General features: G+C 41.8%; 18 protein-coding genes, 1 other RNA gene and 3 pseudogenes. 17 read left to right on the plus strand and 5 right to left on the minus strand.

The annotated features are described in order from the left end of the window. The 5 genes and pseudogenes from V3595_RS16100 to V3595_RS16120 form a co-directional block, all read left to right on the plus strand. Window positions 1–98: hypothetical protein (locus V3595_RS16100; RefSeq protein ID WP_485908529.1), on the plus strand; the 98-nt coding region annotated here is incomplete at its 5' end. Window positions 99–256: 158 nt separating this feature from the next. Next, window positions 257–472: a phage integrase N-terminal SAM-like domain-containing protein gene (locus tag V3595_RS16105; protein WP_485908298.1), complete on the plus strand. Its 216-nt coding sequence runs from the start codon at window positions 257–259 to the stop codon at window positions 470–472. 304 nt (window positions 473–776) lie between these two features. Further along, window positions 777–1,688 (plus strand): annotated as a pseudogene (locus V3595_RS16110) (ferritin family protein); the annotation flags it as partial. A 27-nt stretch (window positions 1,689–1,715) separates the two neighbouring features. Beyond that, a pseudogene (locus V3595_RS16115) lies at window positions 1,716–2,159 on the plus strand (cupin domain-containing protein); the annotation flags it as partial. A 224-nt stretch (window positions 2,160–2,383) separates the two neighbouring features. Further along, window positions 2,384–2,500 (plus strand): annotated as a pseudogene (locus tag V3595_RS16120) (hypothetical protein); the annotation flags it as partial. 176 nt (window positions 2,501–2,676) lie between these two features. On the opposite strand, the gene V3595_RS16125 reads toward V3595_RS16120, so the two are convergent. Both V3595_RS16125 and V3595_RS16130 read right to left on the minus strand, forming a co-directional pair. Then, the gene (locus tag V3595_RS16125) at window positions 2,677–3,507 is read right to left on the minus strand and encodes a M15 family metallopeptidase (protein ID WP_485908300.1); all 831 of its coding nucleotides are present in this window, start codon (window positions 3,505–3,507) and stop codon (window positions 2,677–2,679) included. A gap of 55 nt (window positions 3,508–3,562) precedes the next feature. Further along, a complete protein-coding gene (locus tag V3595_RS16130) occupies window positions 3,563–4,105 on the minus strand; it encodes a hypothetical protein (protein ID WP_485908302.1) in 543 nt (180 codons plus the stop codon). Window positions 4,106–4,282: 177 nt separating this feature from the next. Between V3595_RS16130 and secG the strand changes: the two genes are divergently transcribed. The 6 genes from secG to V3595_RS16160 all read left to right on the plus strand — a co-directional run bounded on the left by secG (window position 4,283) and on the right by V3595_RS16160 (window position 9,988). After that, window positions 4,283–4,516, plus strand: coding sequence for a preprotein translocase subunit SecG (secG, locus tag V3595_RS16135; RefSeq protein ID WP_034309999.1), 234 nt, complete (start codon window positions 4,283–4,285; stop codon window positions 4,514–4,516). 141 nt (window positions 4,517–4,657) lie between these two features. Beyond that, a complete protein-coding gene (locus V3595_RS16140; protein WP_101223705.1) occupies window positions 4,658–5,404 on the plus strand; it encodes an alpha/beta hydrolase in 747 nt (248 codons plus the stop codon). 30 nt (window positions 5,405–5,434) lie between these two features. Further along, window positions 5,435–7,792, plus strand: coding sequence for a ribonuclease R (gene rnr / locus V3595_RS16145; RefSeq protein ID WP_485908304.1), 2,358 nt, complete (start codon window positions 5,435–5,437; stop codon window positions 7,790–7,792). A gap of 67 nt (window positions 7,793–7,859) precedes the next feature. Beyond that, a complete protein-coding gene (gene smpB / locus V3595_RS16150) occupies window positions 7,860–8,327 on the plus strand; it encodes an SsrA-binding protein SmpB (protein ID WP_485908306.1) in 468 nt (155 codons plus the stop codon). Window positions 8,328–8,450: 123 nt separating this feature from the next. Next, window positions 8,451–8,812: a transfer-messenger RNA gene (ssrA, locus tag V3595_RS16155) on the plus strand. A gap of 207 nt (window positions 8,813–9,019) precedes the next feature. Beyond that, window positions 9,020–9,988 carry a nuclease-related domain-containing protein gene (locus V3595_RS16160; protein WP_485908308.1) on the plus strand — a complete coding sequence of 323 codons (969 nt, stop codon included), beginning with the start codon at window positions 9,020–9,022 and terminating at the stop codon, window positions 9,986–9,988. 280 nt (window positions 9,989–10,268) lie between these two features. On the opposite strand, the gene V3595_RS16165 is transcribed toward V3595_RS16160, so the two are convergent. From V3595_RS16165 to fdhF, 3 genes are all read right to left on the minus strand, one after another. After that, complete coding sequence (locus V3595_RS16165) at window positions 10,269–10,397, minus strand: hypothetical protein (RefSeq protein WP_485908309.1); 129 nt, start codon at window positions 10,395–10,397, stop codon at window positions 10,269–10,271. Between the two features lie 89 nt (window positions 10,398–10,486). Then, on the minus strand, window positions 10,487–10,963 hold the full coding sequence (locus V3595_RS16170; protein ID WP_485908311.1) for a helical membrane plugin domain-containing protein: 477 nt from the start codon (window positions 10,961–10,963) through the stop codon (window positions 10,487–10,489). 18 nt (window positions 10,964–10,981) lie between these two features. After that, entirely contained in the window at window positions 10,982–13,921 is a 2,940-nt protein-coding gene (gene fdhF, locus V3595_RS16175) for a formate dehydrogenase subunit alpha (RefSeq protein WP_485908313.1), read from the minus strand. 333 nt (window positions 13,922–14,254) lie between these two features. Here fdhF and V3595_RS16180 point away from each other — a divergent pair, with 333 nt between their 5' ends. The 6 genes from V3595_RS16180 to V3595_RS16205 all read left to right on the plus strand — a co-directional run bounded on the left by V3595_RS16180 (window position 14,255) and on the right by V3595_RS16205 (window position 19,505). Then, window positions 14,255–14,617: a Na-translocating system protein MpsC family protein gene (locus V3595_RS16180; RefSeq protein ID WP_095390832.1), complete on the plus strand. Its 363-nt coding sequence runs from the start codon at window positions 14,255–14,257 to the stop codon at window positions 14,615–14,617. A 54-nt stretch (window positions 14,618–14,671) separates the two neighbouring features. Beyond that, window positions 14,672–15,469 carry a formate dehydrogenase accessory sulfurtransferase FdhD gene (gene fdhD / locus V3595_RS16185; RefSeq protein WP_485908315.1) on the plus strand — a complete coding sequence of 266 codons (798 nt, stop codon included), beginning with the start codon at window positions 14,672–14,674 and terminating at the stop codon, window positions 15,467–15,469. 148 nt (window positions 15,470–15,617) lie between these two features. Then, window positions 15,618–16,490: a LysR family transcriptional regulator gene (locus V3595_RS16190; RefSeq protein WP_485908317.1), complete on the plus strand. Its 873-nt coding sequence runs from the start codon at window positions 15,618–15,620 to the stop codon at window positions 16,488–16,490. Between the two features lie 152 nt (window positions 16,491–16,642). Then, window positions 16,643–17,569, plus strand: coding sequence for an AEC family transporter (locus tag V3595_RS16195; protein ID WP_485908530.1), 927 nt, complete (start codon window positions 16,643–16,645; stop codon window positions 17,567–17,569). Window positions 17,570–17,969: 400 nt separating this feature from the next. After that, complete coding sequence (locus tag V3595_RS16200) at window positions 17,970–18,992, plus strand: Bug family tripartite tricarboxylate transporter substrate binding protein (protein ID WP_402904254.1); 1,023 nt, start codon at window positions 17,970–17,972, stop codon at window positions 18,990–18,992. Window positions 18,993–19,049: 57 nt separating this feature from the next. Continuing rightward, window positions 19,050–19,505, plus strand: a complete 456-nt coding sequence (locus V3595_RS16205; RefSeq protein WP_101223697.1) for a tripartite tricarboxylate transporter TctB family protein — start codon at window positions 19,050–19,052, stop codon at window positions 19,503–19,505. The last annotated feature ends 13 nt before the right edge of the window (window positions 19,506–19,518 follow it).

Raw genomic sequence — 19,518 nt, forward strand, 5'->3', positions numbered from 1 at the left:
GTATCGCTAAATACAACCAACTTCTTCGCATCGAAGACCAGCTTGGTGACTTGGCTGTATATGGCGGCTTGAAATCTTTCTATAACTTGAAGAAGTAATCTTTTGCTTCATGTTATAAGTGGTTGAATTTAGTCGTACAAGGCAAATTCAAGGGACTTGAATTAAGTCATACAAAAACATGAACTTTGTCGTACAGTTTATTTCTTTTAACCTCCTATTTATATGTGGAAATCCGCATTAAATAGGAGGTTTTTTTATGTTTATTAAAGCTTTGCTGAAGGAGTTTACATTTGACTTGCAGATTAAGAACTACTCTAAGAGGACGATTGAAACGTACAATTATAATGTCGGTCAATTGATTAATTTCTTGGAAACACATCATGATATTTCAGATGTTGAGGATGTTTCCTCCTTGCACATTAAGAAGTTTATTCAATATCAAAAAGAAATAGGGAACAAGTCCAATGATTGAACATTGGGTAGTAATTCATCGATAGATACACATGTTAATAAAACTCGTCTTTTATATTGTCTGCTACAGATTGAAACATAACGTGTCTAATGCTTCGAGTTTGTAGAGCTAACTCTTCACGAGTGTTATTAGACTAAGACAGTATAAAACAATGTAGCGGAAGTCGTGGGTGCAAACTAAATATAATACCTTTTATGACCTCCTATATAACTAACTAATCCCTCCATGTCCTTGTCCTTGCACACCCACCTATTTACAAAGCATATGATAAGTTGACTATTTAACATCTGGAGGACAATCAATAATGTATTCAAATGAAGATTTCTATAATTATCATCCATATTATAATGGATATTTTCGTCAAACGAATGACACCCAATTAGCAAGCGATATTCAGAAAGCAATTAATGCGGAGTTTAGTGCTATTGCTTGTTATGAAAAGTTAGCCAATATTGCACCTACACAGGATGAAAGGAACAAAATACTTGAGATTCAAAAAGATGAAAGACGTCATCTTGAAGAGTTCAGCGGAATTTATACAAATTTAACAGGTAGGCAGCCCACTTATAAAATCACTGAAGAATGTCCTGAAAAGTATAGAGCAGGAATCGAATTTGCCTTTAAAGATGAACAAGAAGCCGTTGATTTTTATTTAGATATAGCAGATAAGGCACAGGATACTTTTATTAAAGAAAGATTTCGACGTGCAGCAGCAGACGAACAAAATCACGCTGTATGGTTTTTGTTATTTTTTTCAATAAATCCAAAGGTAACGCACACCGATCGGCAAGTTGAAAATTACGGTGCTAAAGGGGCATTAAGTGCTTCCACATTGTCCTTACCTCAAATGCTGACTTATGCCCTTCAGGACGAATATTTGGCACAAGCAAGATATGATAATATTTTAGAAACCTTTGGATATATTCGTACATTTGCACAAATAAAAGAAGCGGAAATGAGACATATAAATGCATTATTGTCCCTTTTTGAACGTTATCAAGTGCCTTTACCTGAAAATATATCGCAGTCATTCGTTTCAACTCCAGAAAACATTAAGGCAGCATATGCTGCTGGCGTTCAAGGGGAAATAGACAATATCTCTATGTATGAAAGGTTCTTAACATTTGATATTCCTACCGATGTGAGAAATATCTTTACACAATTACGTAACGCATCACTTAATCATCTCGCAGCCTTTGAAAGAGGTCTTGAAAGAACTTTTCATGGCAGAAATAAAATTGAGGTAAAAGATTATGGACCGAAACCATTTGTAGTGAATATCAATGAGGCTACGAAGCAAAACACTACCTATCGTACCGCTTTATGGACAGGAAAACATTTGCAAGTTACATTGATGAGTCTTAATGTTGGTGAAGATATTGGTTTAGAAATTCACCCTAACGTTGACCAATTTTTACGTATTGAAGAAGGTCAAGGGATTGTTCAAATGGGCAAGAAAAAGGATAATTTAGACTTTGTAAGAAACGTTTATGATGATTCTGCCATTATGATACCTGCAGGAACATGGCACAATGTAACCAATACAGGTAATACCCCTTTAAAACTTTACTCGATATATGCTCCTCCACAACATCCATTGGGTACGGTTCATGTAACTAAAGAAGATGCAATAGCTGCGGAAGAAGGCTACGGTCATGGCAATGGAGATACAACAGTGATTGGTTAACGAGTTCTGATTTCTCCGCTTTGATATCTAAGTTATTTATTAATTCAAATGCCATTTTACCTCTTTTTGGTTATTGTAATATCAAAGTTATGATATATTTTGATTTAAGTTGTACTTAGCTTGAGTTGATAAAGATAGCTTTGTCCGAGTTAAGTAATACAACTACATATATAATAGGAAGAAAAAAATAATGAACGTTGATATAATCATGTTTTTATTGGATTTCCATGTCCCGTACAGACCGTATCGCTAAATACAACCAACTTCTTCGCATCGAAGACCAGCTTGGTGACTTGGCTGTATATGGCGGCTTGAAATCTTTCTATAACTTGAAGAAGTAATTTCTGACTAGAATCGATTACAGTAATTTCTCCTCCTATTCCATGTGGCCATCCACATGGAATAGGAGTTTTTTATGCCTATAAACTAGTCACCGATTCCGGCTTGGTTGGAGATGAAAGGATTTAATCAAACGTTTGATTAATAAAAAAAGGTGCCGCATCCGGGCACCTTTTTTTTATTTATTCGATACAGCTTCCACTGGTACGGCATTATAGTATTCTTCTAATGTAATCTTCGCTTCAAAGATTTCAGTTGCGGTATCGACACCAACATAGCGGATGTGCCATGGTTCGTATTTATAACCTGTGATGTTTTCCTTGCCTTCAGGGTAGCGGATGATAAATCCGTATTCATGTGCATGTTCAGCAAGCCAGGCCGCTTCATTCGTATCACCGAAGCAGTCTTGGGCAGCGCACGCACCATCGTGGGTCGTGACATCAATCGCCAGGCCCGTTTCATGCTCGCTTGTCCCAGGCATTGCACTGTAGGTTTTCGCTTTTTCTTCCCCGTCCTTAGCCACATAGTTATTAAAGACCGTGATTTGTGTTTGGTGTGAGCGGTAAGCGGAAACGCCGGCAAAGTGCATATTGTCTTTTTCGGCAGCTTGGAACATCAATTCAAGAGCCTTTCCCGCTTCTTCCCGCATCATTCTTTTTTCGATTTTATCTTCAAAGATGAAATCCACTTTTGGATAGATAAGGTCATCAGGTTTGTAATCTTCAGGCAGGCTGTATTGCTTATTGACAAGTACAGGTATGCTTTCCGGATTGGCTAACGTCTGAAGGCCAGCCTGTGCGGGTTTAGCCGTTTCATCAACTTCCACCTGGCGTTGGGCCGATTCTTTTGAATCATTATTCTTGTCGGTTTCAGTTTCCGTCTCCGTATCCTGGGAGCTCGGTTGTTCTTCTTTTTGCTCTTTTTCATGCTCGCTTGTCAGGTCGGATGAACAGCCAGCCATCAGAATGAAAGATGATAGAGCAGTTGCTGCAAATATAGGTTTTAACATATGAAAGGCCCCTTGCTTTTAATATAAGATTTCCAATAAAAGTAGTTTTGAAAAATTATCGTGATAAGTAATCCCTTGTTAATTCACTTTGATATTTATCAAGAAATAAGCCAATCCAGACAACCATCAATAAAAATGGATAATCGTTACGGATTGCGGTTTCCACGACGGGATCAGACCAAAAGCTCGATAGGAAACCAGATGACATCCTGATTGTCTCGAATGTGACAAGGGCGTGAAGCGATAACCAAAGAATCGTAAGAGTATTGGTCCCAAACCCAATGACCGCCGCTATGACGCTCAGCAAGGCGGCTGCTGCCCCGATCAGGAGGACATTGAAGCTTGATTGGAAAAAGTCAGTACCGCTATTGGAAAGTCCATTATAAATAATAGCAGTAAAATAAACGGTTGTCGTGATATATGCAGCAAATAATAAGTATCGATTTCCGTGATACTTTGCCAGCAGCAATAAAAGCGGTGATAGGATGATTAATAGGACACTGATAAAATTGCTTCCGCCTGTCCATAAAGAATAGCCGGCAACCGCCGAGAATAGGATGGTCAGGAGATCAAGAATCCGGAGTATGGACTTAAACATGTTGACACCTCTTTCTCTATTTATGCAAATTATCTCAAACTTTGATTCAAAAAGAAAATAAATGACTATGGGTTTTTAGGAATTCTTACCATCATAGTATAACAAAGATTGTGGATATTTATTGGGTGTGGTAAAGTTAAAGTAATTGTTTATTGGTTCTTCAGGAGGTGTAATTGCATGCATGCATTTCTCATAACGCTTTTAGTGATTGTCAGTATCGCCCTCATTGTGACGGTATTGCTTCAATCAGGTAAGAGTGCAGGTTTATCAGGTGCGATTGCCGGCGGTGCTGAGCAGCTATTCGGAAAGCAAAAGGCTCGCGGTTTGGACCTGGTTTTACATCGTGCGACAATAGTATTGGCGATTTTATTCTTTGCTTTAACTTTACTTGTTGCATATTTTGATGTGTAATGGATCAAAAATGAGTCTAGCTAAATAGCTAGACTTTTTTCTTTGCACAATAGTTACATGAATAGATATAGTGATTTTAGTACTTAATTATAGGATAGGGATGTTTTTAAATTCTATTTACTGATAAAGGAGCTTAAGATCATGAAAATAAAGCTGCAGCAGCCCTTTACTTTTGAAGGCGGAAAAAGAGCTGTCTTACTATTGCATGGATTTACGGGGAATTCAGCGGATGTACGGATGCTAGGGCGTTACTTGGAGAAACAGGGATACACCTGCCATGCCCCGCACTATAAAGGGCATGGCGTTCCCCCAGAGGAGCTGGTGAAAACGGGTCCGGAAGATTGGTGGAAAGATGTCATGATGGCCTACGATTTCCTGAAAAGCAAAGGCCATGAAGAAATTGCTGTTGCCGGACTATCATTAGGAGGCGTATTTTCTCTTAAATTAGGTTACACTGTACCTATAAAGGGTATCGTATCAATGTGTGCGCCTATGTATATCAAAAGTGAAGAAATGATGTTTAAAGGAGTATTGGAGTACGCCAGAGAATTTAAGAAGTATGAAGGAAAAACTCAAGAGCAAATAGAGCTTGAAATGGACCTCCTTGCCGATAAACCGATGAATACATTGAAAGCCCTTCAGGAATTGATAACGGATGTACGAGAGCACGTCGACCTTATATACGCACCAACATTTGTGGTGCAGGGTCGGCATGATGATGTTATCAATCCAAAAAGTGCCGATATTATTATTGATGCCATTGAATCACCGGTCAAAAAAATCAAGTGGTATGAAGAATCCGGTCATGTCATAACTCTTGATAAAGAAAAGGACCAGCTGCATGAAGATGTATTGGAATTTTTAGAAAGTCTGGATTGGGCCGAATAACAAAAATATACCCTGAATAGGAGGGTTTTCATGGAAGATAACATTCAAGAACATATTAATAAGCTTCTGACATACATGACGGATGAAGCGTATAAGCCGTTAACGGTACAAGAACTGGAAGAGGCTTTGAAAATCGAAGACTCGGCAGATTTTAAGAATTTCGTTAAGGCTTTAGTAAAGATGGAAGAAAAGGGATTGGTGGTCAGAACGAGGAGCAATCGTTATGGGCTGCCGCAAAAAATGAATTTGTTCCGCGGTAAATTAACGGGACACGCTAAGGGATTTGCCTTTGTCACACCTGAAGATAACCCAGGAATGGATGATATTTTCATTCCGCCGAATGAAACGGGCACAGCGATGCATGGAGATGTCGTCATGGTACGAGTATCTTCGGAAACATCGGGCTCAAGGCAAGAAGGCACGGTCATCAGAATTCTTGAACGCGGTATTACACAAGTGGTCGGTACATACTCCGAAAGTAAAAGTTTTGGTTTCGTCATCCCTGATGATAAAAAGATCGCAAACGATATTTTCATTCCGCAGCATGCTTCACATGGAGCGGTAGAGGGCCATAAGGTTGTCGTCAAGCTTACTTCTTATCCTGAAGGACGCATTAGTGCCGAAGGTGAAGTCATTGAGATTCTTGGACATAAAAATGATCCTGGTGTAGATATTCTTTCCGTGATCCATAAATATGGTTTGCCAATGGAGTTCCCGGATGACGTCATGGAACAAGCCAATGCCGTTTCGGATACCATTCAAGAAAGTGAAATTGGAAGCCGCAGGGATTTGCGCAATGATGTTTTGGTCACGATTGATGGAGCGGATGCAAAGGACCTGGATGATGCCGTCACTGTTTCCAAACTTGAAAATGGCAATTATAAGCTGGGTGTTCATATTGCTGATGTCAGCCATTATGTGAAGGAAGGATCACCAATCGATAAGGAAGCCTTGGAAAGAGGGACGAGCGTTTATTTGGTGGACAGGGTCATCCCGATGATCCCGCATCGTTTATCGAATGGCATTTGTTCCTTGAACCCACAAGTCGATCGCTTTACACTCTCTTGTGAAATGGAAATCACGCCAGATGGCAAAGTCGTCAACCATGAGATTTTTGAAAGTGTCATTAAGACGACGGAACGTATGACATATGGAAATGTGAACAAAATCCTTGTCGATAAAGATGAAGAACAGCTCGAACGCTATGAAGCGTTGGTGCCGATGTTCCAGGACATGGAGAAGTTAGCTGCCATCCTTCGCAAGAACCGGATGAACCGTGGTGCGATTGACTTTGATTTCAATGAAGCGAGAGTCATCGTTGATGAAGAAGGCCATCCGACTGATGTGGTTTTACGTGAAAGGTCGGTTGCCGAAAAGCTGATTGAAGAGTTCATGCTTGCGGCTAATGAAACCGTTGCTGAGCATTTCCACCGTCTTGACGTACCGTTTATTTACCGTATTCATGAAGATCCCAAGCCGGAAAAACTGCAGCGTTTCTTTGAATTCATTACGAACTTCGGATATATTGTCCGGGGATCTGCCAATGACGTTCATCCTAAGGCGTTACAGGAAATCATTGAGGCGGTTGCCGGTAAACCGGAAGAAACGGTCATATCCACCGTCATGCTTCGTTCCATGCAACAGGCGAAATATGATCCGGAGAGCTTAGGTCACTTTGGTTTATCTGCTGAGTTTTATACACATTTCACATCGCCGATTCGCCGTTACCCGGATTTGATCGTGCACAGGTTGATCAGGACCTACTTGGTGGAAGGTAAAATGGATGAAGCTACAAAGGAGAAATGGAATGCCAATTTACCTGAGATTGCCGATCATACATCGAAACGTGAACGTCGCTCAGTCGATGCTGAACGGGAAACGGATGATCTGAAGAAAGCGGAATATATGCTGGATAAAATCGGCGAAGAGTATACCGGGATCATTGGTTCGGTCACGAATTTCGGGATGTTCGTCGAGCTGCCGAACACCATTGAAGGACTTGTCCATGTCAGCTTCATGACGGATGATTATTACCGCTTCGATGAGCGTCAGCTTGCAATGATCGGGGAACGTACCGGTAATGTGTTCCGGATTGGCGATGAGATCGACGTACGTGTTTCCAACGTCAATAAAGAGGAACGCGCCATCGATTTTGAAATTATCGGCATGAAGGTAAGCCGTCCGCGTCCATCTGGCGAGAAGAAAATATTCAAAGCCAATTCAGGTGAACGTAAACGCGGCCGTGGCGGCAATGGAGGACGTAATGAAGGAAAAGGCGGCGGCCGTAATGGAGATTCGCCTTCTACTGGGAGAAAACCGAAAAAGAAGAAAAAATTCTTTGAAAATGCGCCAGCTGCCAAGCGCAAGAGAAAACCAAAAAAGAGATAAAGATTGAGGCGGGGGGATGATTCTTTCATCCTCTTGCCGCGATTGGATGTAAAAAGGGGAGAGTTAGATGCCAAAAGGCTCAGGTAAACAACTAGCACAAAATAAAAAAGCTTATCATGATTTCTTTATTGAACAAACGTTTGAAGCCGGAATCGTTTTGAAGGGGACCGAAATCAAGGCAATCCGTGCGGCCCGAGTGAATTTGAAGGATGCCTTCGCTAAAATAGAAAATGGCGAAATTTATCTTCATAATATGCACGTCAGCCCTTATGAGCAGGGAAACCAGTTTAACCATGACCCGTTGCGGACACGGAAACTTCTTTTGCATAAAAAAGAAATCAGTAAACTGATCGGTGTGACAAAGGAAACAGGTTACACCATCGTACCGTTGAAAATGTATTTGAAAAATGGCTTTGCCAAGGTTTTGATCGGACTCGGTAAAGGGAAGAAGCAATATGACAAGCGTGAAGACCTGAAGAAGAAGGAAGCGAAGCGTGATATTGAACGTGCTTTCCGTGATCGGCAGAAGATGTAGAATTGCCAAGACCTTACAATTGATTTTTTGAACCAATCTGTTATAATTAATCCTGTACCGATGACAATTGAATATCAGCCAACTTGCTGACTATTCTTCTCTCGTACGCTCCATTTCTATCATGGGGACGTTACGGATTCGACAGGGATAGTTCGAGCTTAAGTTGCGAGTCGAGGGGATCGGCCTCGTTAAAACGTCAACGCCTATAACTGGCAAACAAAACAACAACCTAGCTTTCGCTGCTTAATAACAGTCGATAGCTGTTCCTCCCTCCATGGCCCACGTGGTAGGGTAAGGGACTCACTCTAAGTGGGATACGCCGGAATCCACCGTCTGAGGATGAAGGAAGAGACCAATCAGACTAGCTGCTCTGCCGCCTGTCGATAGGCTAATGAGTTCGCGAAATGCGAATATATCGACTACACTCGTAGAAGCTTAAGTGCCGTTATGTCTGGACGTGGGTTCGACTCCCACCGTCTCCACCAATACATATATTGGTGGTTTTTTATTTGGTTTTTTTTCGTCGTTTTTGTCGAAAAATCGATAAATCGTATAATTCGCAGATAAATGAGGATTTTTCGTTGATATATCTTCATTTTCGAAGATATATTCCCAATTTCGCAGATAAATTGTACAATTTCCATCATTTGCTGTAGAATCCTTTGGGAGAAACCAAGATTGGAGCGATGAAATTGATTGTAAAAAAGCGAAAAGTTCCTCTTGCCATCCGTAAATTACGTGCATTAGCGTGCAGGCTTCCTCCGAATCACCCTAAAATCCCCTTAATCATGAACGATCTCAAAAAAAGGGAAGCGGGCTATAAAGGGGAATGTTCCATTGATTTTCCATTAGGCTTTCTTGAACCGAAAAGCTATTTCATCTTTCACGATTTAAGGCTGCAGGATCGAACACGATTTTTTCAGCTGGATACCTTATTAATCTCCAAGAAATATGCGCTTATCATTGAAGTGAAGAACATTGCAGGGGCGATCTATTTTGATCCGCATTTCAATCAGCTCATTCGAACGATAGAAGGAAAAGAAACGGCATTTCCTGATCCCATCATACAAGTCAGCCGCCAGGAATCACAATTGACCAATTGGTTCTTGAAAAACGGTTTTCCCTCACTGCCCATCCTTTCATTGATTGTCATCAGTAATCCCCAAACAATCATCCGTACAGCTCCTGAAAACCATGAACTCCACTATAAAGTAATCCATCGCGATGTACTTCCCGCTAAAATTAGTCAAATGGAGCATTCCATAACTGAATCCAGTTTTAGTGAGAAAGATTTGAAGAAAGCAATTCGCGTAATGAATAAACACCACATCGATGCGGACTTTTCCATTCTGGAACGATACAACCTTACCGAAAAGGACCTAATTAAAGGAGTGATTTGTGAGAATTGTAAGGGCAATAAGTTATTTAGAAGGCATGGCACATGGCTTTGCAATCAATGCCAACTCTCCAGTAAAACTGCACATATCCAGGCTTTACGAGATTATTTTTATCTAATAGGCACAACTATAACGAATCGGCAGTTGCGGGATTTTTTAAACATTTCCTCTTCATCCAGTGCAACGAGAATCTTGCAATCATTGAATCTGACAAGCCGTGGTGTGAATAAGGGGAGGGTGTACAGCCTGTATTTTGATGAGTGATCTTAAATCATTTCTCTATATTCACATCAACATTTTGGAAATCCTGCAGAATAATATCTATTACTGGAAAAACCCCATCAGCTTGATACGCTAATAAGATTTTTTTCCTGAGGCAATATGTAATTCTTCAATTTCCATATTTTTTATATCCGCCATTTTTTTCTTATTTCTTCCTTTGTGGGATAATTTTTTGTGCCGTAAACCGACATGAAAAATCTATCTAACTTACTGACCTCTTACTCTGTAAAGCCATGTGATAATAACTCATAATACCCAGACTTTAAATTCGGGCCATACTATCATGTAATTTAAAAAATGCATGCTTCAATAAAAACAATTCGTATTCTAATTCCTTAATTTTTTCTTCTTGATTCATTAAATCATCCACTCCAATGCTAATCTTATCCAATACGCTGCACTTTCAGCAGTTTTGCAGCTATAAGCCATATGATAGAAAAAAGACTCAAAAGAAGCTTCTCTTGAGTCTTTGATCCGATTCTATTCTTTTAATTCCTTGCCCATTCCCTTTAGGAAGTGGACGCCAAAGCCGATCGCCCGGTTTATGTCTGGGTCATTCAATGTTTTCATTAAATCCAAAACGCCGATCTTTTTATCGGCCTGAAGGAATTTGTTTCCTTCATCGATTCCTGCAAGTGCACTGTTAAGCAGTTTCGTGGATTGTGAGGCATCGGCGTTCATCAAGGCTCCTGTTGCTCCCATAAGGGTATTGATCAGGTTTGTTACAGGTTGTCTTGTGACTTGTTGAAGTGCGATTTTGGCAATTTGTTCTTTTCCTTGGAGCATGGAGGTCGCGGCTTCGAATACTCCCGAGTCATTCAGTTCATTGACGATTTTAAACATATTATTTAAGGCATCTTCATTATTGGTGATCAGCGTTTTAAGTTCTTCCAGCTTTTGTAGCTTTACTTCTTCCTCAGTAATGGGATTATGGATTTCCGTAATAGGAGCTGCCATGATCTTCACCCTCCTTTTTTATTTATCCGTTAAGTGAACATACCCTGGACGGGCCCACTTACGTTCAACCTCGACACCATTTTTAGGATGGCGTTTTTTGTTCCGTGGATTGGTACCCGGTAATGGGATATCCCCGCTTGCGCTTAATACTTCCATGCGGACCATCGTCTGTTTGTAAGCAGGCGTGCTTGTGCGTTGATCATAGATAGGACCAGTCAGGAAGTTAATGGCAGAGTCTTTATCAACGGAGTTCATCGGTAAAAATAGCTCATTATTTTTAACGCGGTCTGTGATCAGGGCTTTTAACTTAACGGCCCCGAATGGAGACACTAAGCGAACGAGTCCGCCATCACTGACTTTACGTTCTTTGGCAAGTTCTGGTGAAACCTCAACGAAAATATCAGGTACTTTCGATTGGATTCCATTGGATTTATTCGTCATATTGCCTTCATGGAAATGCTCCAGCATACGTCCATTATTGATATGAAGGTCATATTCTTTCGGGAATTTATGCGGCTCCACCCAGTCAGCCAGTGCAAAGCGCGCTTTCTTATCAGGGAAGTTGAAGCCATCCACATAAAGAAGCGGCGTGCTTGATCCATCATGGCTTCCCCACAGGAAGCTGTTCCATCCTTCCAGCACCTCGTAATTCGCTTGGCTGAATATCGGTGACAGGCTTGCCATTTCATCATAGATTTCACTAGGGTGAGTGTAGTTCCAATTTGCACCTAAGCGGTTTGCGATCTCTTGAGTGATTTCCCAGTCCGCCTTAGAATCTCCCATAGTGGGAAGGGCTTTATATAAACGCTGTACACGGCGCTCCGTATTGGTGAACGTTCCGTCTTTTTCAAGAGATGGAGCTCCGGGCAATACCACGTCGGCATATTGGGCTGTCCTTGAAAGGAAAATATCCTGGACAACAAAGAAATCCAATCCGGATAACACTTTATCAACATGGTTTGCATCCGCATCAACAAGTGCCATATCTTCACCTACAAGATACATGGCTTTCATGTCGCCTTTTTCTATCGCTTTAAGCATTTCAATATTGTTCATGCCTGGTTTACCATCGATTTTCACTCCATAAGCTTTTTCGAATTTAGCACGTGCCGCGTCATCGGTAACATGCTGATATCCCGGGAGCCATGTTGGAAGGGTGCCCATATCGCAAGCGCCCTGTACATTGTTATGGCCGCGAAGCGGATAAGCTCCCGCCCCTGGGCGACGGTAGTTACCTGTAGCTAATAGCAGGTTGGAAATTGCAGCCGAAGTATCGGAAGCACCGGTGTTTTGTGTAACTCCCATTCCCCAAAGAATGCATGTTCCATCTGCATCGCGAATGGTCTTAGCTATTTGGATCAATGTTTCTTTTGAAATACCTGTGTGTGTTTCTGCATATTCCAGGGTGTATTTCTCAAGTACTTCTTTATAATCGTCGAAGAAGTTAACATTTTCATTGATGAATTCTTGATCATGCCAGCCTTGATCGATCATATATTTTGTAACCGCCATCAACCAAACTTGGTCTGTTCCTTGTTTTGGACTGATATGGATGTCGGAACGCTCGGCCATTTCGTTTTTGCGGATGTCAGCTACGATCAGTTTTTGACCGTGAAGCTTGTGAGCCCGTTTAACGCGTGTCGCGAGTACGGGGTGGCCTTCTGCCGGGTTAGCCCCAACGATGATGACAAGACCAGCTGCGGCGATATCTTTGATCGTACCAGCATCTCCGCCCATGCCGACTGTACGGAACAGTCCGTCTGTTGCCGGCGATTGACAGTAACGAGAGCAATTGTCGACGTTATTCGTTTCGAACATTTGCCGTGCCAGTTTTTGAATTACATAGTTTTCTTCATTCGTGATCTTGGAAGAGGAAATGAAGCCTACTGAATTTCCGCCGTATTGCTGTTTGATCGAACCGAGTCTGGATGCAACCAAATCAAGTGCTTCATCCCAGCTTGATTCAACGAATCTTCCATTTTTCCGAATCAGGGGCTTTGTCAAACGTTTTTCCGAGTTTACGAAGTCCCAACCGAATTTCCCTTTGACACATGTGGATATCGCATTGACGGGTGCTTCATGAGTAGGTTGGATTTTAAGGATTTTACGGCCTTTTGTCCAGACTTCGAATGTGCATCCTACCCCACAGAACGTACAGACCGTTTTTGTCTTCTTCGTTCGTGTATCACGCATTGCCGCTTCAATTTCCGAAATGGCAAAAATCCCGCTGTATCCAGGCTCCACTTCTTTGACAAGGTCAATCATTGGTTCAAGCATATCGTTTTTCAAACCTGACATGAAACCAGCCTCACCCAGCATCGATTTTTCCATTAATGCATTACATGGACAAATGGTTACACACTGTCCGCAGCCTACACAAGATGAGTTATTGATTTCCGTTCCTTCATCCCAGATTACCCGAGGGCGTTCTGCTTCCCAGTCGATGGACAGCGTCTCGTTGACCTGAAGGTTTTGGCAGACTTCAACACATTGCCCGCATGCGATGCATTGATTGGCATCGTAGCGGTAAAATGGATGGGACATATCGACGGCACCCAATTCCACTTTCGGTGTGTAAGGATATTTTTGGTGTTCAATTTCCATTAATTCTGCTGTGTTATGCAGTTTGCAATTTCCGTTATTATTATCACATACAGTACAGTATAAAGAATGGTTTTCCAGGATCCGGTCCATGGCCTCGGTCTGGGCTTCTTTTGCCTTGCTTGAGTCCAAGGCTATATCCATGCCGCTCACTGCTTTTGTCGAACATGATCGGACGAGTTTCCCATTAACCTCGACGATGCATGTGTCGCATGTTTGGATCGGATCCACTTCAGGAACATAACAAATCTGTGGGTGAGCCATCTCATTTTGGTTGATGACCTCCAGTATTGTCGCTCCTTCATTAGCGGTATAATCCTTCCCGTTGATTTTGATGGTGATGTTTGAATCGCTCATTATATTTCCCCCTTTTATAGCCAAAAAGACGCAAAAAAACCACCATGATTACACCTCCGTCTCTGAACGGAAATGTAGGTCATGGTGGAATAGTTTAATAGCAAAGCTTGCCAATATACCAATCCATACCATAATGGATAATTTTAAAAAAGATAGGACACAACAGTACACTATTATGCTCCCAACTTTCATCATTGATATTATACCTTTAATTATTAAAAGAAACAATCCTGGAAAGAGGGTATCATTCCCAAATTCCTTTCGTTTTTCTTCGCATTGATTTATGATAAGAAAATTGAGAACTTAATTTTCTTGAATTGGAGTGACGCAACGGTGTCAAAAGTTATCCATGAATTCAATGATATGATTCGTAAGCTGCGCAAGGAACTATTCGGTAAAGGACCAGAACGCATACACACGGTTTTCGTGGAAAATATGGCCGTTTCTACGTTATATGGGAATTTGACTCCAACGGAAATGTTCATATCAAGATCGGAGGAAGGAAGGGATATGGTCCATTCTGCACGAACCAAAATGGTTCAGGATGTGTATTCGGAGAGTCCTCCTGATGGAATGGAAGAACTGGTTGGAGCTAAACTGCTCCATTTGTTTTCAGACATCAAAATCAAAGAGAACATAGCGATTTCCGTATTCGTTTTTGATAAGAATATAGCGGACAAACTCAACGGGCATTGACCATGTTCCTACATATTGGTCAATTGGCTCCTGGATATTAAAAGGAGTGGGAGCATGAAAGCGATTGAAATCAAGAGGGACATCATCCGGATAACCAAAGGTAACATCGAGCGGACGGAAGATGCGATCGTAACGGAGCATCCCGTTACTGTCAAAATAAATGGCCAGGAATTCGTCACGATGGTTTGTACACCCGAATACATCGAGGATATGGTGATTGGTTATTTGGCTTCGGAAGGCATCATCAAAAAATATGATGAGATAAAAGAAATCTGGGTCCAGGAAAAAGAAGGCTTTGTTCATGTGAAGACAGATAAAGTGAATCCTTACTTCCAGAATTTTCAGAATAAGAGGTATATTACATCATGCTGCGGAATGAGCAGACAAGGTTTCGTCTTTGTAAATGATGCATTGACTGCCAAGAAAATGGATAATGTTTCGGTGAAACTGACTCCTGATGACTGCTTCCGCTTGATGAAGGATTTACAAAATTCTGCCGTCACCTTCCAGAACACAGGCGGAGTCCACAATGCCGCTTTATGTGATGTCGATGGCCTCGTATTAAGCAGGATGGACATCGGACGGCATAACGCATTGGACAAAATATACGGCTATTGCCTGAAAAATGGTATTTCGATAGAAGGAAAAGCTATCGTGTTCAGCGGCCGGATATCATCGGAAATTCTCTTGAAGGTGGCGAAAATCGGCTGTGAACTGATACTCTCGAAATCCGCTCCAACCGAATTGGCCTTGGAGTTGGCTGAAGGATTGGGAATCACCACGGTCGGATTCATTCGTAATGATTCACTGAATATCTACACATGCCCTGAAAGAATTCAATTGAATGAATGAGCATCATTCGCTTAAAAGGTACTTATCGGAAAGTCCTTGCCAACATGGTTTGGGCTTTTTGTGTACTTGTAAAAGGATATATCCAACAGGCCTTTTGTGGTACAGTTTGGATAAAACATTCAAGGAAATGCGTATCGGGGGAAGGGTTATGAATGAAAGGGATTGGCATATTTTAAAGGTGTTGCATGAACACAAGAATATTACTAAAACGGCGCAAAGTTTATATATCTCGCAACCTTCTTTAACGAAACGGATTCAACAAATAGAGAAGGAATTCAATCTAAAGATTGTGGAGCGGGGAACAAGGGGAGTGCAGTTCACGCCTCAAGGGGAATATTTGGCCATCTGTGCAGATGAGATGCTGATCAGGCTCCGGCAGATAAAAGAGACAGCATTCAATATGGGTCAGGAAATCAGTGGAACATTACGGCTGGGTGTTTCCAACTATATTACGCTGCATAAATTGCCAGGCCTGCTGAAAATATTTCGTGAGCGATATCCTAAAGTGGATTTTCATGTGACAACTGGATGGAGTAAAGAAGTGCTGAACCTCATTTACAAGGAAGAAGTGCATGTCGGGATCGTTCGTGGGGACTATCAATGGTCAGGATCAAGGCATCATCTTTTTGAGGAAACGATTTGTATTGCTTCCAAGGAAGAAATCGAAGTCCGGAACCTGCCTTTTTTGCCGAGGATCGATTATGGGACAGATACTCTTTTGAAAACAATGATCGATAATTGGTGGAGAGACAATTTTTCTGGACCTCCTTTGGTGGGGATGGAAGTGGACAAAGGTGATACATGCAAAGAAATGGTCAGGAATGGCCTGGGATATGGCATCCTCCCCAGTGTTTTATTGGAGAAGGACCAAAATCTCCGTCAAATGGACCTTAAGGATAAGCAAGGTAATCCCCTTATCAGGAATACGTGGATGTTATATCATGAAAAGTCGCTGGAATTAAAGCTGGTCAAGGAGTTTGTCGAATTTGTCAAAGGCGTCGATTTCATGAGGGATATTTAACTGGAAGCGCAGAAACCTCTGTGCTTTTTTATCATTCCTTTTTCGAATGGATAACGATAATTTATTTGTATTTTAATTATGGTTATCCCGGCATTATGATAGATGGAGATGTAAATCATCAGGAATTGCCTAAGGAATGGAGAGGAAGTCAAGTGAGTGTCCTGTTTCTGATCGTATTGAATGTCATTGTGCCGGTCTTTTTCCTCATAGGGGCGGGGGCCATTCTGCATCGTAAATTCAAGTTGGATATGAATACGCTGTCTAAATTGAATCACTTCCTGCTTATGCCGGCCATTAGCTTTATTAATATCTATCAAAGTAAAATGGGCGGGGGGATGATCGTCCAGATATTCAGCTTCCTTGCTCTTCAAGCAGTAAGCCTCATCATCGTGAGTACAGTGATTGCTAAACTTGCCAGGTTTGATCAAAGCCTTTCGGCCACGTTTAAAAATAGTGTAGTCCTGAATAACTCAGCCAATTTCGGGTTACCCGTCAGCCAGATGGTTTTTCACGGAAATCCTCTTGGGCTGTCGATCCAAGTCATCGTGATCATTTTTCAAAACCTCTTGACCTATACCTATGGATTGATGAATTCCGTTTCCGTCCATACAAAAAGTGCAAAAGGGGCCATTCGCGAGTTCTTGAAGAATCCAGTCATTTATGCTTTATTACTCGGTTTTCTATTACAGGCAGCTTCTTTCGACATTCCTCTGTTCTTATGGACCCCGATTGATAATATCGCGAGTGCCTTCATAGCCATCGCCCTGATTACATTGGGTGCACAGAGTGCCTATTTGAAAATGACGCATTTCCCGCTTCCGCTTATCCTTAGCTTGGTTGGAAGGTTGATCCTTTCACCATCCATCGCCTTCCTGATCATCATCATGCTGGGCTTGGAAGGAACTGTCGCCCAAGGGTTGTTTATCGCAAGCTCATTTCCCACATCAAGAAACAGCGCATTATTCGCTTTGGAATATGACAACCATCCGGAGTATGCGGCACAGGCAGTCTTGATGTCGACTTTATTCAGCAGCATAACGGTAACGATGGTCGTATATCTATCAAAAATATTATTCTAGCAGGTCTAGTCAAAAGTGCAGTCTCTGACTGTAGACAAACTCGATGAAAATCGAGTTTGTTTACAGTTTAAAGTGTTTGTAAAATCGAACCGTGATTGGAACGTAGGGCACTCGCTGGTACGCCCTCGGCGTTCTTTACTCCTGCGGGGTCTCCCTTGGACACGCTTTTCCCGCAGGAGTCTCGCACCTTCCGTTCCAATCACTTTGTTTAATTTAGATAGAACCCCTTTTGTCTGCAAACTGGGACTGCTCTGAAGGAGCAGTCTTTTCCCCCTTTTACTGCGATAAAACTTTATGAACAATATGGAAGTTATGGAAGTTATGCATTTTAGTTGGGCAATCAAATAAAAGGAAGATATTTTTGTAGAATTAAGAAAACGCTTTCAAAAGGGGGATTATTATGTTTTCTCGTAAAAAGATTTCAGCGGTCATATTGGCGGGTTCGTTAGCTTTAAGTTTAGGTGCATGCAGCAGTTCGGGTACATCAGGAGAAAAGAAAGAAAGTACAGGTTATCCGAAAAAAGCCATAACGGTCGTTGCTCCATCGGGCGCAGGCGGGGGATGGGATCTAACCGCCCGTTCATTTACAAAGGTCTTGGGTGAGACAAAACTGGTGAACCAGCCATTAACCGTCGAAAACAAACCCGGTGGCGGGGGCGCTGTCTTCATGGCGGATTATGCAACACAGCAAGCGGATAACAATGACATGCTGTTCGTGAATTCACCGCCTGTCATCATCAATAACCTTAAAAAAGAAGGCAACAGTCCTTATGGATATAAAAATACGACTCCTTTGGCGCAGCTGACAAAAGATTATGGGGCGATAGTGGTAAAGGCGGATTCTGAATTCAAGGATTTAAAATCAGTGCTGGAAGCGGTGAAAAAAGATCCGCGTAAGTTGACCTTTGCAGGAGGATCGGCTCCGGGATCCATGGATCATTTGATTTCCATTCTTCCAGCCTATGAATATGGCTTGAATCCAACCGAACTTAAATACGTTTCGTACGACGGTGGCGGGGAAGCGATTACGGCATTGCTTGGGGGAAATGCGGATGTGATCGGAACGGATGCATCCAGTGTCAGGGAATTTTTAAAAGCAGGAAAGATTAGAGTGTTGGCAGTAACTTCGACGGAACGTTTAGGTGGGGATCTTAAAGACATACCGACGGCAAAGGAACAGGGTGTTGATGCTGAATTCACGATTTGGAGAGGTGTTTTTGGACCTCAGGATATGTCTGGTGAAGCGAAAACCTTTTGGGACGGAACCATTGCAAAGCTAGTTGAAACTTCTGAATGGAAAAAGGAAGTGGAAGTTCAAGGATGGGAACAAGAATATAAAAATAGTGAAGAATTCAGCAAGTTTTTAGAAGAACAGGAGAAACAGGTGCAGCAATTATTGGAAGCTTTAGGCATGGAAAAATAATCGAGGAGAAGGGGGTGCTTTCACCTTCTTCTTATTTTCTGAAATGGAGGGATTATGATGGATGTTAAATTTGATCGCTTTGCATCTGTAGCCTTTCTGGCTGTCGGAGTGCTGTTTATGATAGGAAGCAGGAAGCTGGCCAGTTCTTCTTATGGAAGTTCCGTAGGACCGGACATTTTCCCTTTTGTATTGGGGCTCGTTCTTGCTGTTTTAAGTATTCGCCTGTTTTATGAGGCATTTCGGAGCAATGTGCAGGAATCGGGTAAGGGAAAGCTGGAGTATAAACCTTTTATCATCATTCTGCTCTCCACCTTGATTTATATTTTGACATTGGAAACGATAGGATATGTCATTACGACCTTTCTGTTTTTGTTTGTTTGCTTTCAAACGATGGAACGAAATAAGTGGGTGACATCGCTCATCATTTCCGCAGGATTTTCCGGGATCATCTATTATTTATTCGTGAATGTTTTAAAGGGAACACTGCCGGGTTGGCCAATCTGGTTTTCATAAAGGGGAGGGGGAT

Origin of the sequence: Bacillus sp. CFBP9009 (assembly GCF_036541465.1) — a bacterium.
In the GTDB taxonomy this organism is placed as follows: Bacteria; Bacillota; Bacilli; order Bacillales; family DSM-1321; genus Peribacillus.

Coding starts and splice junctions, on each gene's coding strand:
- V3595_RS16170 (WP_485908311.1), bottom strand. CDS start 10,963: ATGGCAGCTCCTATTACGGAAATCCATAATCCCATTACTGAGGAAGAA.
- V3595_RS16140 (WP_101223705.1), top strand. CDS start 4,658: ATGAAAATAAAGCTGCAGCAGCCCTTTACTTTTGAAGGCGGAAAAAGA.
- smpB (WP_485908306.1), top strand. CDS start 7,860: ATGCCAAAAGGCTCAGGTAAACAACTAGCACAAAATAAAAAAGCTTAT.
- V3595_RS16105 (WP_485908298.1), top strand. CDS start 257: ATGTTTATTAAAGCTTTGCTGAAGGAGTTTACATTTGACTTGCAGATT.
- fdhF (WP_485908313.1), bottom strand. CDS start 13,921: ATGAGCGATTCAAACATCACCATCAAAATCAACGGGAAGGATTATACC.
- V3595_RS16190 (WP_485908317.1), top strand. CDS start 15,618: ATGAATGAAAGGGATTGGCATATTTTAAAGGTGTTGCATGAACACAAG.
- fdhD (WP_485908315.1), top strand. CDS start 14,672: ATGAAAGCGATTGAAATCAAGAGGGACATCATCCGGATAACCAAAGGT.
- secG (WP_034309999.1), top strand. CDS start 4,283: ATGCATGCATTTCTCATAACGCTTTTAGTGATTGTCAGTATCGCCCTC.
- V3595_RS16205 (WP_101223697.1), top strand. CDS start 19,050: ATGGATGTTAAATTTGATCGCTTTGCATCTGTAGCCTTTCTGGCTGTC.
- V3595_RS16125 (WP_485908300.1), bottom strand. CDS start 3,507: ATGTTAAAACCTATATTTGCAGCAACTGCTCTATCATCTTTCATTCTG.
- V3595_RS16130 (WP_485908302.1), bottom strand. CDS start 4,105: ATGTTTAAGTCCATACTCCGGATTCTTGATCTCCTGACCATCCTATTC.
- V3595_RS16200 (WP_402904254.1), top strand. CDS start 17,970: ATGTTTTCTCGTAAAAAGATTTCAGCGGTCATATTGGCGGGTTCGTTA.
- rnr (WP_485908304.1), top strand. CDS start 5,435: ATGGAAGATAACATTCAAGAACATATTAATAAGCTTCTGACATACATG.